This is a genomic window from Bacillus sp. MM09(2025) (genome assembly GCF_050496725.1).
GTDB lineage: Bacteria > Bacillota > Bacilli > Bacillales > Bacillaceae > Bacillus > Bacillus pumilus.
The window spans coordinates 900,161-916,333 of record NZ_JBNWEN010000004.1; the positions used below are offsets into that span (position 1 = coordinate 900,161).

The following is a 16,173-nucleotide window of genomic DNA, read 5'->3' on the forward strand; positions in this document are numbered from 1 at the left end:
TTCCACTTATCGCGCCGCTTTTTTTATTGACTGTCCTCCTCTGACCTTGTTCGAAAAATAAAGACTGACACCGATGCCGATAAGGGAAATGATAATCAACGTCCACCCTAACTGCTCAAAATGAGGACCAGCAATTTCATCCCCAAACAACATACCGAGAACGGCAGACGATAGAATGGAACCAAGGTAGCGGCATGTTTGAAAAAGCCCAGAGGACGTGCCAATCATATGCTGAGGGCTTGCCTTGAGCATCGCAGCTTGCAGCGCAACATTGCCAATCCCGTAACTAAGTCCAAGCAGCGCTAGAACCAGCCCTTTCCCCCATAATGGTGCCGGAATAAAAAAGAAGGTCATCGCAGACGCTCCAGCCAGCATCAATACCGCACTGGCTAATACCGGATGGCGTTCATCCCCGCCGTCCACCCACTTTCCCGTCAGCGGAGAGACAATGATGCTCACCCCAGACATGCAAAGCATAAAAAGACCCGTCATTTCCACACGCCAGCCTAATTCATCTTGGAAATAGCTCGGCAAACCAAAGAAAAGACAATAGAAAAAGATATTTAAAATGATAAATTGCACATACACAAGTGAAAGCCGCTGCTCCTGTCTGAACATCCGAATTTGAATAAATGGTTCATCCACCTGATACTCCCACCAAATAAAAGTGCCTGCACTCAAGAGACAAAGAATTCCCTGTACATATTGAATGCCATGACCTAGTGATAATAAAAACGAAAGCAGAAGGACAATACAAACTGTAAAAAGAAGCATTCCTGGCAAATCGAGCCTCCGTACCGTTTCACCTATACGTAGCTTTCTCTTTTTCTGCTCCTTTGGAAACAAAGATAGTCCAAGAAAGAAGCTGATCAAAATAAAAGGCAGATTCACTAAAAAGATAGCCGGCCAGCCGCCGATTGTCATCAAAAAGCCGCCAAGTGTAGGTCCAAGCGCCGTCATCGCAGAAGCAAAAATGGACAATACCGCTAATGCCGATGCCTGCTTTTCCTGAATATGATCCCGAATGAGTCCGACACCAGAAGGATAAATGGCACTGCTCCCAATTGCTTGCAACAAACGAATCACAATCAGCACCGCAAACGTCGGGGCAAATGGTGCACAGATGGCTGAGACTGCTACCAGGCCCAGTCCGAATAAAAATAATGTTCTCCGGCTCATCACATGATCCCCAATCCGGCCGCTCACCGGCTGCGTCACCGCACTAGCTAAATAAAAAGACGAAATAAGCCAAGATACAGTCGTAAATGATAAACCGAATTCATGCTGAATTTGATGCAGGGCCAAAGAAATCATTGAGGAATTCAACGGATTTAACATCGTCCCAAAGGCAATCGCAGTTAAAAAGACTTTTCGGTTGTCCCTCCACTTCTTCATTTACAGCCCCCCTCTTTGTGTTCTGGCTTGCTAACCCTTCCGTTATTATGAGATTTATTTCCCTTTTTTACCCTGATCAATTCAAGTTCTCTCTTGGAAAAGCAAGACATACATTTTAAAAAGGGCGAGTGTTGGAAAAACACATATAAAATTGAGAATATGAGGTACAAATGGTAAGATGCTACACATATTGAAAAGCCTACTTTCTCCTTATATGGAGAACGGCTGAAAAGGAGGAGAAGCTTATTATTAAGAAAAGACGGTTTTGGGTCCCAGCCCTTTTCTCGGTTGCAGTATTACTTCTGTCTTCGTGTGGTTCAAATGAAACAAATGGGAACGGAGATAAACGTAATTCTACAGCGAAAGGGTCGCCAATTTTGGAGGATGGAAAATTTATATTTGCAGCATCAGGTGAATTTCACCCGTTCAGTTACATGGATGGAAATCAGATGTCAGGCTTTGATATCGACGTAGGCAATGCGATTAGTGACAAACTAGGCCTCGAGCCTATACAGAAGAAATATAAATTCGCAGGCATTGTTGAAGGTGTGAAATCAGGAAAATTCGATGCGGCAGTTGCAAGTCATACCATCAATGAGGAACGAAAAAAACACGTCCTTCTTTCTAAGCCCTACTATTACTCTGGCCCGCAAATTTTCACAAGACCTGGAGCAGACATTCAACATGCTGATGATTTAAAAGACAAAGAAATCGCTGTATCTAAAGGCTCGTCCTACGCTGATATCGCAAAGGAACATAGCGGACAGGAACCAAAATATTACGACAGTGATGTCGTCGCTTTAGAAGCACTAGCCAACGGAAAACACGATGCAGTCGTGACGGATTTCGCGACAGGCGCAGAAGCCATGAAGAAAAAATTAAAGATCGAGGCTCAGGAAAGACTCGGACAAAGTGAGCAGGCAATCGCTGTTTCAAAAGAAAATGAACAGCTCATTAAAGAGATCAACGATGCGATTGACGCACTAAAAAAAGACGGAACATTAAAACAAATTAGCGAAAAATATTTTAATGAAGACATCACGGTCAAACAAAATTAAAACCACGATTGTGCGCCTTTTTAGGCGCACTTTCTTCAAATGGAGATGATTGTTTTGCCTACCCTATCACATTTTTTTCAGACGCTGATTGATTCAAGAGGTATTTTTTTAGAAGGTATGCTGCTCACCTTACAGCTCACTGTGATCAGCATCTTCATCGGCATGTTCATCGGGCTCTTCTTTGCTTTATTGAAAATATCACGCGTGGCTGTCTTTGGTTATATCGCCAATGCCTATATCTTCCTTGTACGCGGTACACCACTGATTGTTCAAATTTTCATCCTATATTTTGGACTGACAGAATTAAATATTCCCGACTTCTGGGCCGCTTCCATTGCGCTCGCCTTTCATAATGGCGCGTATATAGCAGAAATATTCAGAGGCGCCATCCAATCAATTGATCAGGGGCAAAAAGAGGCAGGACGCTCTCTTGGTATGGGACGTTTCCTAACAATGAGGCGCATTATTCTCCCGCAAGCGATGCGGCGTGCACTCCCCCCTCTTGGCAACCAGTTCATTATTGGCTTAAAAGATTCATCACTCGCCGCTTTTATTAGCGTCAATGAACTATTTAACGTCGCCACGACCCAAGGTTCAAACAGCTTTGACAATATGACCTATTTACTTGTTGTAGCCGTCTATTACTTAATTCTTGTCCTGCTGTTAACGTTCGCTGTCCAAACCTTTGAGAAGAAACTATCAGTCAGTGACCATTAGGAGGAGAAACATGGCAGAATCAAAGGAACTCATTCGCGTTGAAAAACTAAACAAACACTTCGGGGAACTGCATGTTTTAAAGGATATCGACCTCACTGTTTATGAAAATGATGTAGTCGTCTTAATTGGAGCCAGCGGCTCTGGAAAAAGCACCTTGCTCCGCTGTATGAACTTTTTAGAAATCAAAAATGATGGAGAAATCATCATTGATGGCAGCCCTGTTCACCCAAAACGCGATCAATTAAACGAGATGCGGAAAAAAATAGGCATGGTGTTTCAGCATTTTAACCTCTTTCCGCATAAAACTGTGCTTGAAAACATCATCGAGGCGCCTGTTATGGTAAAAAAAACAAAAAAGACTCAAGCTGTATCAGAAGCCAACGTCCTGTTAGAAAAGGTCGGACTTGCGGATAAAGCCAACGTATATCCTTCTAAACTATCAGGCGGTCAAAAGCAGCGTGTGGCTATTGCAAGAGCTCTCGCCATGAAACCAGATGTCATGTTATTTGACGAACCTACGTCTGCCCTCGATCCAGAGCTTGTAGGCGAGGTGCTGCAAACAATGAAAAGTCTCGCAAAAGAAGGCATGACGATGGTCATCGTCACACATGAAATGGGCTTTGCGAAAGAAGTTGCCGATCGCGTCGTCTATATGCACGAAGGTCGTATCGTCGAAGAAGGCACACCATCAAAACTGTTCGATTCACCTCAAGAGGAACGAACCAAAGTCTTTCTGAGCTCCATTTTATAGGTCAAACGCCCTTTATTTTTTGTGCTCAATGCACGTTTTTTCTCATTTTTCACGAACTTTTCATCCATTTATATTGAATATAACCAAAAACCATGTAAGATTAACTTACATGAATATGTTATATATGACTTTTCTCTCTATAATGAAGAATTAAGAAATCAATTAATTCTGAATGATTCAGGGGGAATGCAGCATGCAAATGGGTGATACAGTATTTATGTTCTTCTGCGCACTACTCGTGTGGTTAATGACACCGGGTTTAGCCTTATTCTATGGAGGACTCGTGAGAAGTAAAAACGTCTTAAGTACAACCATGCACAGCTTAACTTCACTAGCGATCGTCTCTATCGTATGGATCATGTTTGGCTATTCCTTGGCTTTTGCGCCAGGAAATGCATGGATTGGAGGCTTAGAATGGATTGGACTAAAAGACGTTGGCTTTGAGCCTGGTACCTACAGCGAGACCATTCCACATTCATTGTTCATGATGTTCCAAATGACCTTTGCCGTCTTAACAACAGCCATCATCTCAGGTGCCTTTGCTGAACGAATTCGTTACTCAGCGGTCGTCGTGTTTACACTCCTTTGGGTCACATTTGTATACGCGCCAGTCGCACACTGGGTATGGGGCGGCGGTTGGATTGGCGAAATGGGTGCGCTCGACTTCGCTGGAGGAAACGTGGTTCACATTTCATCAGGTGTGGCAGGTCTAGTCGTAGCGATTGTGCTCGGGAAGCGTAAAGAAGCAGCAAGCTCTTCTCCTCACAATTTGATTTATACTCTTCTTGGCGGAGCTGTCATTTGGTTTGGATGGTTTGGCTTTAACGTTGGAAGTGCCCTTACCTTAGACAGTGTCGCAATGTATGCCTTCATTAACACCAATACAGCAGCTGCTGCGGGAATCATCGGCTGGCTGTTAGTCGAGTGGATGATCAACAAAAAGCCGACCATGCTCGGCGCGATTTCTGGAGCCATCGCAGGTCTTGTCGCGATTACACCTGCCGCAGGTTTTGTCACACCTTTTGCTTCTATTATCATCGGATTCATCGGCGGCATCGTGTGCTTCTGGGGAGTCTTCTCACTCAAAGCCAAATTTGGCTATGACGATGCACTAGATGCATTCGGTCTTCACGGAATTGGCGGGACTTGGGGAGGAATTGCAACAGGGCTTTTCGCAACAACCTCTGTCAATGACGGTGGAGCCAATGGCTTATTTTACGGAGATCCCAGCTTACTTTGGAAGCAAGTCGTCGCTATTGTAGCCACCTATGCCTTTGTAGCTGTTGTGACATACGTGATCATTAAAGTGGTCAATCTCTTCTTTAAGATTCGCGCAACCGAAGAAGAAGAATCAGTGGGTCTTGATTTAACCATGCATGGGGAAAAAGCTTATCAAGATTAAAGAAAAAGGGGTGTCTCTATGAGCAAAATGTATAAAGTGGAGATTGTCACACGTCCAGCCAATTTTGAAACATTAAAGGTGGAGCTCGGAAAGATTGGTGTCACTTCCATTACCTTTTCGAATGTACATGGCTGCGGTTTACAAAAGGGACATACAGAGTTATACCGCGGCGTCAAAAAGGAAAGCAATGTGTACGAACGATTAAAGATTGAAATCGTCCTAAGCAAAGTACCTGTCGAACAAGTTGTTGAAACAGCTCAAAAGGTACTTCGTACAGGCGAACCAGGGGATGGGAAAATTTTTATATATGAGATAGAAAATACAATCAACATTCGGACAGGTGAAGAAGGACCTGCCGCCCTTTAAACCATCCTCCGCTGAGTGCGGGGGATTTTTTAAAGACAGAAAAAAACCTCTGCATGATTCATATACAGAGGTTTCAAGACTTAAGATTGTTTTGTTTCTTCAGTTTGACTGCTGTCTTTAGAGGAATCAGAAGACTTTTCTTGATCAGAGGATTTCCCCTTCTCATCAGACTTTTCTTCAGATTTTTCTCCAGCAGGCTCTTTGGCCTTATCTTCAGCAGCAGGTTCCTTCATTTTTTCATCAGCTTTTGGCTGAGCAGGTTCTTTTGCTTCTTCCGTCACTTCTTGCGCGGCCTTTTCAATAGTTGAAACAGGCTTGTCAATAAAGCTAAGTGGATTAAGCGCTAAACCTTCCATACGAATTTCAAAATGCACATGGTTGCCGCTTTCAGCACCATAAAGATTTTTACCAGAAGCACCGATGACATCATTCTGCTTCACTTCATCGCCTTCTTTAACACTCACTTGTGACAACGATTGATAAACAGTCGATAATCCATCTTCATGTTCAATTTCAACGACGTGACCGAGAACTGGATCTTTTTTCGCTTGAACCACTGTTCCACTAAGAGCAGCTGTGACGTCAAACACTTTGCCATCTTTATCTGCAAGATCAATACCTTTGCTCAAGGTATAGGTGTTATTATAGTTTACAAGTGCTGCTTCTTTTTCTTTTTGATCAGCATCTGCTTCATAGAACTTTTTCACGACAGAAACATTATCAGAATTCTGGACTGGCATGGCAACATTTTCAATTGGCTTTCCAACTTCAACGGCATCATCACGCTGTTCTTGCCCTGTTTGATTTCCATCAGATAGTTGGTCTTTCACATCTTTTGATACAGCTTGATACCAAAGAACGGCTGTTAACACGACCGCTGCGCTGACCAAGTAAATTGCAGGGAATACCCAGCGCTTACGGAAAAATTGCTGAACTTTTGTGATTTTGGAAGTACGTTTCTTTTCTTCCTCTCTCATTTTTCATCACCTCAGCAACATTCTGAACACTTTTCAAAAAATATATACACACGAAATCATTTTTCTTTTTATTTTGCGCAATCGTATCAATAATATGTATGATGAATGAAAAAAGATGGGGGACTTTATTATGAAAACTTTCAACCGAATAGCAACAGAAGATGACCTCAAAGCAATCGTTGATATTTACAATTCGACCATTGCTTCAAGAGAAGTAACCGCCGATACAGAACCAGTTTCAGTTGAAGACCGCCGGCAATGGTTTTTAAATCATTCAGAGAAAAGACCTCTCTATGTGAAAACAGATGAGGATGGACATATTTACGGCTGGCTCAGCTTTGAAACCTTTTACGGAAGACCTGCATACAACGGAACCGTTGAAATGAGTATTTACTTAAACCAAGACTATCGAGGGAAAGGCTTAGGGTCACTTTTTTTACAAGAAGCCATTGAGCTGGCACCTTCACTAGGCATTCGAACGTTACTTGCCTTTATTTTCGGGCACAACGAAGCCAGCATTCGATTATTTAAAAAGCACGGCTTTGAGACATGGGGTCACCTGCCACGCATCGCAGAAATGGACGGCAGCAGGTACGATTTAGACATTCTAGGAAAAGAATTATAAAACGAGCGTCTCTCAAACAAAGAGGCGCTTTTTTTATGATGCGTGTAACAACTGTTCAAACTGTTTCGCATTTTGAACAGCTTTCCTTTGGAGGATGATGCCATGTTCATCTATCAGAATCGCTTGCGGAACGACAGTTACCCCATACAGCTCCATGATTTGCGAAGAGCGCATATACACAGCTTGATTAGGCAGCAATTGAAGGAGCAATGCATCATCTCCTTGTTCATCTCCATTGATGAAAATAAATTGAGTATCATCACTAGAAATGTGCTGACGCATATCAGATAAAATGCTTTTGCATGTCATACAAGTGGTATTTACAAATAACAGCATCACAGCTCTTCCACTCTGTAAATACTCCTTTAAAATGACCTTATCTCCTAAATGTGTATAGCTTCGAAATAACGGCGCAGCATCACCAACATCCGCTTCCTTTAATTCAATCCCATCAAGGGATTTAATTTTACTCATAAATTTTCCGATAAAGCGGGCAAGCAAAAACACGACAGCCAGCTGAGCAATGACAATGAATAACACAATAATTAGTAGAATATCAGTCATTTCACTTGGTCTCCTTCTATATACGATTCAAATTGATTCATCCATTTTCTTTTGAACATCATGATGGTTTTCCCCACCGCTATAATCAAACAGACAGCCACTGCAATCAGAAAACAGATCATATGAAATGGCCACGGAATTGTTTCTACGTAGGGATGTGCATAAAACAACCCAATCACAAGAGCCAGCATCGACACATTACGAATCACAATTCCCCAGTGAAGATGATCATTTTCAAGCAAACCTCCACAGCCGCATGAAATGTTACGATGTCCTCTCAATAAATTGAAGGTGACCGCTCCAGTATAGATACATAAAAGTGCTGTAAGGCCAATCGCAGGTACAAGAGACATGTTCCACACGAACAATAAACCTGTACAAACCAATTCAACAGTCAAAAACAAATAAAACATTGGCACCGTGAGCACAGGAGGCAGCAGTCGATAAGCATTCATCTGCTGAATATGCGCCGTTTGTTTTCTCACTTTATCAAGCCATGCACCTGCAAAGATCATTCCTAACAAATAGACACCTATAAAATAAAAGACACTCACCTTACGCCATCTCCTTTTGTTGAAATAGTTGGGATTGTGCCTCGTAAAGCCTTTTGTACTCTCCATCTAGCGCCATTAGCTCTTCATGGTTACCCTCTTCAACGAAAGCACCATCCTTCATCACGATAATCCGATCTGCTAAGCGGGCTGCTCCCATACGATGTGTGATAAACAAGACCCCTTGATCCTGCGTATGATCGAATAGCTTTCGAATGAGTGAAATCTCCGATAGTGGATCGAGCGCAGAAGTCGGTTCATCTAAAATGATAAAATCACTTTCTCTAAAAAAGGTTCTCGCCATCGCAAGCTTTTGCCATTGTCCGCCAGACAGTTCATGACCTTCTTCAAAAAAACGGCCAAGCTGCGCATCGTATGTTTCTTCCATTTGATGAATTCTTTTCTCTATGCCTGCTTGCCGTGCAGCTGAGATCATGCGCTCTTTCTTATCTATCTCGTCAATACGTCCAAATCCAATATTTTCTTTCACAGTGAATTCGTACTTCATAAAATCTTGAAAAAGGACAGCCATTCTCGCATGATAGGATTTTTTACAAATGGTTGAAATAGACTCACCATTGACCTTTTGCATATTCGGCTTGTCTGGATCATATAAACCGGTCAAACATTTAATTAAGGTCGTCTTACCTGATCCGTTATCACCCACCAATGCAATGCGTTCACCTTTATTGATATGAAAATGTATATGTTCAATAGCAGGCGTTTTCATATTCGGATAGGTAAATGAGAGATTTTCTAGCGTAATGGACTGAATACATTCAATCCTCCAAAGCGATGCCCCTTCCTCTGTCTGCTCACCAATTTCTTCTTCTCTCTTTTGAAAAGTTCTCATTTCATCAATATAGAGACTCGTTTCATATAAACTAGAACATTCCCTCGTCAAATCTTGAAAACCACTTTGAATATTTTGCACAGCTTGGAGCACAGCAACAAACGTACCCGCAGCTATTTTCTTTTGAAAGATAAGAAAGACAATAAAAAGACCACAGCACACATAGGCAAATGTCATAAGCAATCCGCCTGCCATCTCCCAGCGAACCTGACGTTTGAGTAATTTATATTTTTCATCTGCACTTTTTACATAATGACCTTTCCACTTTTGCAGAAGGTAATCTCCAATTCCATATAAACGGATTTCCTTCAATGAATCTCGCTGTGCAACAAGGTCGGATACATACATTTCTCTTCGATCATTGGCAGTTAACATCCGATTTAATTGATACCGTGCGCCTCCAAAGAAAAGCTCAATCCACAAGACAGGCAGAGTACATAAGATCAGAATGACCGCCAAGCCCCAATGGATACCAATCATATAAATGAGAAGTGATACAACAGTAATCAATGCGCTCATGATTGTAAAAATACTTCTAACCATACTCAGAACATGCTGATGACTGTTCATCACACGCTGACTTTCATTATAAAAAGACGGGTGTTCAAATGTAATATATGGAAGCCTGATCGCCTTTTGAAGCAATTCACCCTTCAAATGCAAACCAATCAAATTTGTCGCTTTCTGCTGACTAAGCTGAAGAATGAATTGAAGCCCATATCCTAAAACCACAATGGTCATTTGCAATCCAAATAACCATAAAACCTTTTGAATGTCTCCAGAAGAAGTCATAAATAAAATAATTTCATTAATCAATGTTTGAATAATCCAAACACTAGCCAAAGGCATAAAGCCAACGATCACTTGGATGAATAGAGTTAACAGAAGATATGATCGACTTCTTTTCCAAGTATAAGAGATTGCATATAAACAATGGTTCACTGTACTCATCAAACGCTCCACCTTACACCATTTAGTATAATTGACATATTTTTGATATTTATATTATGATAGCTCTGCGTAACTTCACTCTGAGAGGACGATATACGATGACTTCAATCTTACTTTTACAGTTAACTCTTATTCTTTGCAGCCTTTTATTGACGATCGGAATCATGATCTATTTAAAACACCAGATGGCATTAATCATCTTACCAATCCAGCATGTTGGACAAAAACTTGTTCATCCGCTACTCGAAAAACCATCACCTATTCAAATAAATGATTTACTGCAAAACAATCACAAGCAACAGTTGTTTATATTCACTGACACAGCATGCCCGCACTGCATTCCATCACTGGAACAATTCCTAGAAACGAAAAAGCAGCGTCAATTAGACATTTCTTTTAGTATTTTGTTAAAGAATGGGAAAGAAGAGGATCAAGAATTATATCGTGATAACCAAACCAGCATGCAAATTATCTCAGTAGACGAAAAAATGATAGGCGCCTTTCATATTGAAGAGTTTCCATATTACATCATGGTAGAAGAAGATGAAACAATCTCATATGCAGCCCCTTTTCCCGATGGTCTTTATTCAAGGTTCTCTGCAAAATAAACATAAATGAGGCATGTGAAGATAAAAAACACACGCCTCTTTTTTTATTGGTTTGGATCTGTCTGAACATCCTGATCCTTTTCCCTCGCGGCGATTTCACTCGCTTCACTTGAAGCTGTGGCTTGTTCCTCAGCTTGTTCAAACTCACTGCGAGCCTCATTTGAAATATCTACTTGGTCACCATGCTGATTCACAGTAACAGACGAAGAAGACGATTCTTTTTGAACCTCTTTCTCTAATTCCTTTAATTTAGACACATGAAGCTCTAAATCTTTTCCTTGCTGAACCAGAGTCAGTTGTTGAAATAATGCCTTTCTCTCTTCTGGAGAATGGTCGCCTTGAACAATTTTCGCTGCTTGGTTTAAAAAAGAATTGGATGTTTGACCCGCTTGACGACTGTTTGACGTCTGCATAGCATTTGTTAAGAATGAAATTGAAGATATGCTCATGCGTTCACATCCTATTAAATAAAATCCTTGAATTTAGCAGCCACATCTAATGCGTTCTTGGCTAGTACAAATCTCACCTGTATCACGATCCACGTAGTAACGGAAAGTTCCAACACCTTGAAGGAAACAAGTTGGCGCTGATTTGCATGAAGTGACTAATTTTTGCAAAATACATCTTGAAGCTGCAGGTTGAACATTGGTCATTTTGTTTAAGAAACGATCTAACATATGAATTCCACCTTCCAAATTTTATGGTAATACAACACAATAATAACCAATTACAAGACAACTAACAACATATTTTGATAATTTTACTAATTATTTTTAACTACTAATCTTATTTATGACATAAATTGTCGTTAAAATTCATAGTAAATGTTACTTTTTTCTTATTCGAAAATAATTTATTTATCTATAAATAGTAAAGTGAAGATAGAAATATTTTTTATTTGTTCTACATTCACTCTTCCTAAAGTACTACCTGCTCAAGTATGATAAAGAGTGAATACATAAAGGAGTGAACACCATTGCAACAAACTGAGAAAATCATTCAATCTCTTCATTCGATCACAAAGTGGGGAAAAGTTGGTAGTATATTTCTCTATATTTCAGGTGGCTTAGCTATTCTTATTGGTTTTTGGCTTGTTCTTCCTGCTGCCCTTGGCGTCTTCCTCATTATGATGGGAATCCATGTACAAAAATCTGTAAACGCAGCTGAACAATTAATTCAAACTCCTGATACTTCTTATGAAGAGTTATTAGAACAATATGCTAAGATGATGAAAATGCAGACGCTATTTGCCATATCAAGTATTGTCGCAGCCATTCTCTCATTCATCGCCATTATCCTGATGCTGATATTAGGCGGTCTAGCATTTCTTCAAGAAATTCCTAGTGACATTCAGCAATACGAAGCTGAATACGAAGAAGAGTTTGGTGATTTTTATTAATGGAGGGGGGGTATCAATGAATATTCGATACCCCTTTTGTTTGATCATTTTGCATTGATCACCCTACTAAGCTTGACATTCCCTCTTGATCATTTTAAAATACAAATCGTAACTATTACGAATTAAAGGAGGGGCCCATTACTGATGCGCGTAAAAATTACCTTAGCCTGTACTGAAACAGGTGACAGAAACTATATCACAACAAAGAATAAAAGAACGAATCCGGACAGACTTGAGTTAAAAAAATATTCTCCTCGGTTAAAGAAATATACCCTTCATAGAGAAACAAAATAATTTTTAAGTTTTAAATCGTAATCATTACTTTTTAAGAGAGGCGGAAATGAACATGATCGTTGGCAAAGGGACAGAAGGAAATGAATAAGCGAATTCCCGTTACAGTATTAAGCGGTTTTTTAGGAGCTGGAAAAACAACAATATTAAATCATGTACTACAAAATCGTAAAGGGTTAAAAGTAGCTGTGATTGTTAATGACATGAGCGAAATTAATATTGATGCAGAACTAGTCAAACAAGGCGGTGAGCTCTCCCGATCAGATGAGAAGCTAGTTGAATTATCTAATGGTTGTATTTGCTGCACATTAAGAGAAGATTTGTTAATTGAAGTAGAGCGCCTATGTAAGACTGGTCATATTGATTATATTGTCATTGAGTCAACAGGTATTAGTGAACCAATTCCAGTCGCGCAAACTTTCTCTTATATTAATGAAGAAATGGGGATAGATTTGACGCGCTTTTGCCGGTTAGACACGATGGTCACTGTTGTAGATGCGAACCGTTTCTGGACCGACTTCCAGTCAGGAGAAAGTCTATTAGACCGTAAACAAGCCGTTTCCGATGATGACGAACGAGAAATTTCCGATTTACTGATTGATCAAATTGAATTTTGTGACGTCCTGATTATCAATAAGTGTGATCTAGTATCAAACTCAGAATTAGACCGACTTGAGCACGTGCTGACAACACTTCAACCAGAAGCATCTATCATCAGAACCTCAAAAGGGCAAGTAAAGCCCAGTGACATTTTAAATACTGGTTTATTCGACTTTGAAAAGTCCAGTGCTTCTGCTGGCTGGATTAAAGAAATCAACGCTGGGCATTCTCAGCATACGCCGGAAACTGAAGAATACCAAATCTCATCCTTTGTTTATGAAAGAAGACTCCCCTTCCATACTGGCAGGTTAAATAATTGGTTAGATCAGATGGCAGAGCAAATAGTTCGCGCTAAAGGATTTACATGGCTTGCCACACATCATGATTTAACCATATTAATTTCACAGGCTGGAAAATCTGTTCAGATTGAACCAATTGCCTACTGGATTGCTGCCTTGCCTGAGCAAGAAAAAGAACAGATATTAAAGCAAGAACCAGAGCTTCTTGATGAGTGGGACGCAGAATTTGGTGACAGGCATACAAAACTTGTGTTTATTGGCGTAGATTTACCTAAAGCAGATATCATTCGCACACTTGATCAATGCTTACTCACACCTGAGGAATTTGATCAAGATTGGAAAACGTTTGAAGACCCCTTTCAATGGAACATCCAACATTAAGCCAGGAGGGTTTTAAGTGGCAAAGAAATCTAAAATTGCTAAAGAAAAAAAGCGGCAGCAGCTTGTATTGAACTATGCAGAATTAAGAAAAGAGTTAAAAGAACAAGGTGACTATGAAGCTTTGCGGAAATTACCTAGAGACTCTTCCCCTACCCGCTTAAAAAACCGCTGTGAATTAACCGGTCGCCCTAGAGGTTACTTACGAAAATTTAAAATGTCTAGAATTGCTTTTCGTGAGCTTGCCTATAAGGGCCACATTCCAGGAGTGAAAAATTCAAGCTGGTAAAGATTGAGTTGATCTTATCACAGCTCCAATAAAAGTAAAGCAGTAAAAAATGTTGAAAAATCTATTTTCTAAGCTTATCTCCACTTTTTTGAGACACAAAATAACATTTTAAAAACCAGCAGAAAATCTGCTGGTTTTTGATCATGACAGGATTCTTCAGATGAATAGACCTATTTCTAAAAACAGATTTTCAACAATGATTAGGATATTTTCTCTACTTTTCAAAAAATCATGATCATGATACTTTGTTGTCACTACCCACCGATGTATGACATTTCAACTTTTTTCTGATCTTTCTTCTTCTCTCTCTCGGCTGAATATTGATCATGTCTATTCGACCATATTTCCTTCAATATGTTCTTTATATCTTCATTATCTTTTGTCGAGCGAATCACCCGTTTCAGATCAAAACCCGATGATGCAAAAAGACATGTAAACAATTCACCGCGAGCAGAAAGTCTCGCTCTATTACATGTTCCACAAAAAGCATCTGAAACAGAAGAAATAATGCCTATCTCTCCTGATCCATCTTGGTAAAAGAATCGGTTGGCTACTTCACCTGGATATTGGGGAGGTTCTGGTTTGATGGGAAATGTTGAATCAATTAGACCAATGATCTCTTTCTTTGTCATGACATGCTCTAGATTCCATTTGTTCGTATTTCCGACATCCATAAACTCGATAAATCTGAGAATATGTCCTTCTTTTTTAAAGTAAGCTGCCATTGGCAAAACATCCTGATCATTCACACCTTTTTGAACAACCATATTGATCTTAATAACAAGTCCAGCTTTTTTTGCAGCCTCAATCCCATCAAACACTTTTTGGATAGAAATATTCCTTCCGTTCATTTGCTTAAAACGGTCAGGATTTAATGAATCCAAACTAATGGTGACTCTTTGAAGACCAGCTTTCTTTAACTTTTCGGCATATACAGGTAAAAGCGTTCCATTGGTTGTCATAGCAATGTCTTCGATTCCTGGAATTTTTGAGAGCTTTTCTATTAAGAGAGGCAAATCTTTTCGCATTAAGGGTTCGCCACCCGTGATGCGTATTTTCACCACACCTAGGTCCTTTGCAAAAAGAGTAGCAAGCTGTTCAATTTCTTCGAAACTAAGCAGTTCTTCTTTATTCAAAAAAGGATATTCTGGTCCAAAAATTTCAGCAGGCATACAGTACGTACATCTAAAGTTACAGCGATCTGTTACTGATATTCTTAAATCGCGCAATGGTCGATGTCTCTTATCCAATATACTGTCCATACTTTGCCTCCTATTCTGTTATACGCTGATGGTGAGTGTATATATTAAAAGATTCTCCTCTGACAAATCCAACTGTCGTGATATTTAATTCTTCTGCCATATTAAGCGCCAGCTCAGTAGGTGCTGATTTTGAGATGACGATTGACACTCCTAGTTTTGCTGCCTTCAATAGAACTTCTGACGATATCCGGCCGCTAAACACAAGAATTTTATCTCTAAGCGGAATCTGCTGAAGTAAACAGTATCCATAGATTTTATCTAATGCATTATGTCTTCCTATATCAGTTCTAGTGATGAATAGCTTTTCTGTATCACACAGTCCAGCATTATGCACACCACCAGTATGTTGAAACAATTGACTTTCTTCTTGTAAACATTTCATTAGACGCATACAGGTTTCAGCAGAAATGCTGATTCGATCAATGGCTGTTTTTGCTGTTTTCACATCTTGGAGAAAATAAAAGTGTCTCCCTTTCCCACAGCAAGAACCAATCACCCGCTTTGTAAAATCTGATGATTGAAATCCACTTGAGTGAACTAATTCAACATAGGCAAAGCCCATACTTTCATCTATTGTAAACCTTTTAATCTCATTTTCAAATCGAATGATTCCTTCTGAAGCTAAAAAACCGATCACCAATTCTTTCAAATGATCTGGTGAACAAACAAGTGTTACAAATTCCTCTCCATTCACGATCACAGTTAAAGGAAATTCTTCTACAACTTCATCTGTTTTGCAAGTAAATTGACCTTCACGGTATTGGTGTATGACTCGTTTCTTTTTAACAGAAGGATTCATTGTATGATCTTCCTTTCAGCACAAATTTAGTTATATGA

General features: G+C 40.0%; 20 protein-coding genes. 11 read left to right on the plus strand and 9 right to left on the minus strand.

Going from position 1 to position 16,173, the window contains the following annotated elements; translation table 11 throughout:
- Window positions 1–6: 6 nt before the first annotated feature.
- Window positions 7–1,395, minus strand: coding sequence for an MFS transporter (locus tag ACQYAC_RS10950; RefSeq protein ID WP_429943290.1), 1,389 nt, complete (start codon window positions 1,393–1,395; stop codon window positions 7–9).
- A 212-nt stretch (window positions 1,396–1,607) separates the two neighbouring features.
- Here ACQYAC_RS10950 and ACQYAC_RS10955 point away from each other — a divergent pair, with 212 nt between their 5' ends.
- The 5 genes from ACQYAC_RS10955 (at window position 1,608) to ACQYAC_RS10975 (ending at window position 5,689) form a co-directional block, all read left to right on the plus strand.
- Window positions 1,608–2,453: a transporter substrate-binding domain-containing protein gene (locus tag ACQYAC_RS10955; protein ID WP_235567013.1), complete on the plus strand. Its 846-nt coding sequence runs from the start codon at window positions 1,608–1,610 to the stop codon at window positions 2,451–2,453.
- 39 nt (window positions 2,454–2,492) lie between these two features.
- Window positions 2,493–3,170, plus strand: a complete 678-nt coding sequence (locus ACQYAC_RS10960; protein WP_081042259.1) for an amino acid ABC transporter permease — start codon at window positions 2,493–2,495, stop codon at window positions 3,168–3,170.
- Window positions 3,171–3,180: 10 nt separating this feature from the next.
- Window positions 3,181–3,921 (plus strand): amino acid ABC transporter ATP-binding protein, encoded by a 741-nt coding sequence (locus ACQYAC_RS10965; protein WP_429943291.1) that lies wholly within the window; start codon window positions 3,181–3,183, stop codon window positions 3,919–3,921.
- A 193-nt stretch (window positions 3,922–4,114) separates the two neighbouring features.
- The gene (locus ACQYAC_RS10970) at window positions 4,115–5,323 is read left to right on the plus strand and encodes an ammonium transporter (protein WP_268497466.1); all 1,209 of its coding nucleotides are present in this window, start codon (window positions 4,115–4,117) and stop codon (window positions 5,321–5,323) included.
- 18 nt (window positions 5,324–5,341) lie between these two features.
- On the plus strand, window positions 5,342–5,689 hold the full coding sequence (locus tag ACQYAC_RS10975) for a P-II family nitrogen regulator (protein WP_007497589.1): 348 nt from the start codon (window positions 5,342–5,344) through the stop codon (window positions 5,687–5,689).
- A gap of 80 nt (window positions 5,690–5,769) precedes the next feature.
- On the opposite strand, the gene ACQYAC_RS10980 is transcribed toward ACQYAC_RS10975, so the two are convergent.
- Window positions 5,770–6,666, minus strand: coding sequence for a peptidoglycan DD-metalloendopeptidase family protein (locus ACQYAC_RS10980; RefSeq protein WP_268497464.1), 897 nt, complete (start codon window positions 6,664–6,666; stop codon window positions 5,770–5,772).
- A 130-nt stretch (window positions 6,667–6,796) separates the two neighbouring features.
- Between ACQYAC_RS10980 and ACQYAC_RS10985 the strand changes: the two genes are divergently transcribed.
- Complete coding sequence (locus tag ACQYAC_RS10985) at window positions 6,797–7,291, plus strand: GNAT family N-acetyltransferase (protein WP_012011526.1); 495 nt, start codon at window positions 6,797–6,799, stop codon at window positions 7,289–7,291.
- A 33-nt stretch (window positions 7,292–7,324) separates the two neighbouring features.
- Here ACQYAC_RS10985 and ACQYAC_RS10990 read toward each other — a convergent pair whose 3' ends face one another.
- Genes ACQYAC_RS10990 through ACQYAC_RS11000 form a run of 3 tightly spaced genes read right to left on the minus strand, consistent with a single transcriptional unit; the run spans window position 7,325 to window position 10,210 of the window.
- Complete coding sequence (locus tag ACQYAC_RS10990; RefSeq protein WP_429943292.1) at window positions 7,325–7,855, minus strand: TlpA family protein disulfide reductase; 531 nt, start codon at window positions 7,853–7,855, stop codon at window positions 7,325–7,327.
- Window positions 7,852–8,409, minus strand: a complete 558-nt coding sequence (locus ACQYAC_RS10995) for a MauE/DoxX family redox-associated membrane protein (RefSeq protein WP_268497461.1) — start codon at window positions 8,407–8,409, stop codon at window positions 7,852–7,854. Before ACQYAC_RS10995 ends, ACQYAC_RS10990 begins: the two co-directional genes overlap by 4 nt.
- Window position 8,410: 1 nt before the next feature.
- Window positions 8,411–10,210 (minus strand): ABC transporter ATP-binding protein, encoded by a 1,800-nt coding sequence (locus ACQYAC_RS11000; protein WP_429943293.1) that lies wholly within the window; start codon window positions 10,208–10,210, stop codon window positions 8,411–8,413.
- 98 nt (window positions 10,211–10,308) lie between these two features.
- Between ACQYAC_RS11000 and ACQYAC_RS11005 the strand changes: the two genes are divergently transcribed.
- A complete protein-coding gene (locus ACQYAC_RS11005; protein ID WP_429943294.1) occupies window positions 10,309–10,818 on the plus strand; it encodes a thiol:disulfide interchange protein in 510 nt (169 codons plus the stop codon).
- A 44-nt stretch (window positions 10,819–10,862) separates the two neighbouring features.
- On the opposite strand, the gene ACQYAC_RS11010 is transcribed toward ACQYAC_RS11005, so the two are convergent.
- Window positions 10,863–11,267, minus strand: coding sequence for a hypothetical protein (locus ACQYAC_RS11010; protein ID WP_169055863.1), 405 nt, complete (start codon window positions 11,265–11,267; stop codon window positions 10,863–10,865).
- 33 nt (window positions 11,268–11,300) lie between these two features.
- A complete protein-coding gene (locus tag ACQYAC_RS11015) occupies window positions 11,301–11,495 on the minus strand; it encodes a hypothetical protein (protein WP_003215165.1) in 195 nt (64 codons plus the stop codon).
- A 299-nt stretch (window positions 11,496–11,794) separates the two neighbouring features.
- Here ACQYAC_RS11015 and ACQYAC_RS11020 point away from each other — a divergent pair, with 299 nt between their 5' ends.
- From ACQYAC_RS11020 to rpsN, 4 genes are all read left to right on the plus strand, one after another.
- Window positions 11,795–12,217, plus strand: a complete 423-nt coding sequence (locus ACQYAC_RS11020) for a DUF5362 family protein (protein WP_429943295.1) — start codon at window positions 11,795–11,797, stop codon at window positions 12,215–12,217.
- 144 nt (window positions 12,218–12,361) lie between these two features.
- Window positions 12,362–12,511, plus strand: a complete 150-nt coding sequence (gene rpmG, locus ACQYAC_RS11025) for a 50S ribosomal protein L33 (protein WP_003214771.1) — start codon at window positions 12,362–12,364, stop codon at window positions 12,509–12,511.
- An 80-nt stretch (window positions 12,512–12,591) separates the two neighbouring features.
- Entirely contained in the window at window positions 12,592–13,788 is a 1,197-nt protein-coding gene (locus ACQYAC_RS11030; RefSeq protein WP_429943296.1) for a GTP-binding protein, read from the plus strand.
- Between the two features lie 16 nt (window positions 13,789–13,804).
- The gene (gene rpsN, locus ACQYAC_RS11035) at window positions 13,805–14,074 is read left to right on the plus strand and encodes a 30S ribosomal protein S14 (RefSeq protein WP_429943297.1); all 270 of its coding nucleotides are present in this window, start codon (window positions 13,805–13,807) and stop codon (window positions 14,072–14,074) included.
- 254 nt (window positions 14,075–14,328) lie between these two features.
- Here rpsN and moaA read toward each other — a convergent pair whose 3' ends face one another.
- Window positions 14,329–15,336, minus strand: coding sequence for a GTP 3',8-cyclase MoaA (gene moaA / locus ACQYAC_RS11040; RefSeq protein WP_268466878.1), 1,008 nt, complete (start codon window positions 15,334–15,336; stop codon window positions 14,329–14,331).
- Between the two features lie 10 nt (window positions 15,337–15,346).
- A complete protein-coding gene (fdhD, locus tag ACQYAC_RS11045) occupies window positions 15,347–16,135 on the minus strand; it encodes a formate dehydrogenase accessory sulfurtransferase FdhD (RefSeq protein ID WP_268466879.1) in 789 nt (262 codons plus the stop codon).
- Window positions 16,136–16,173 lie beyond the last annotated feature (38 nt).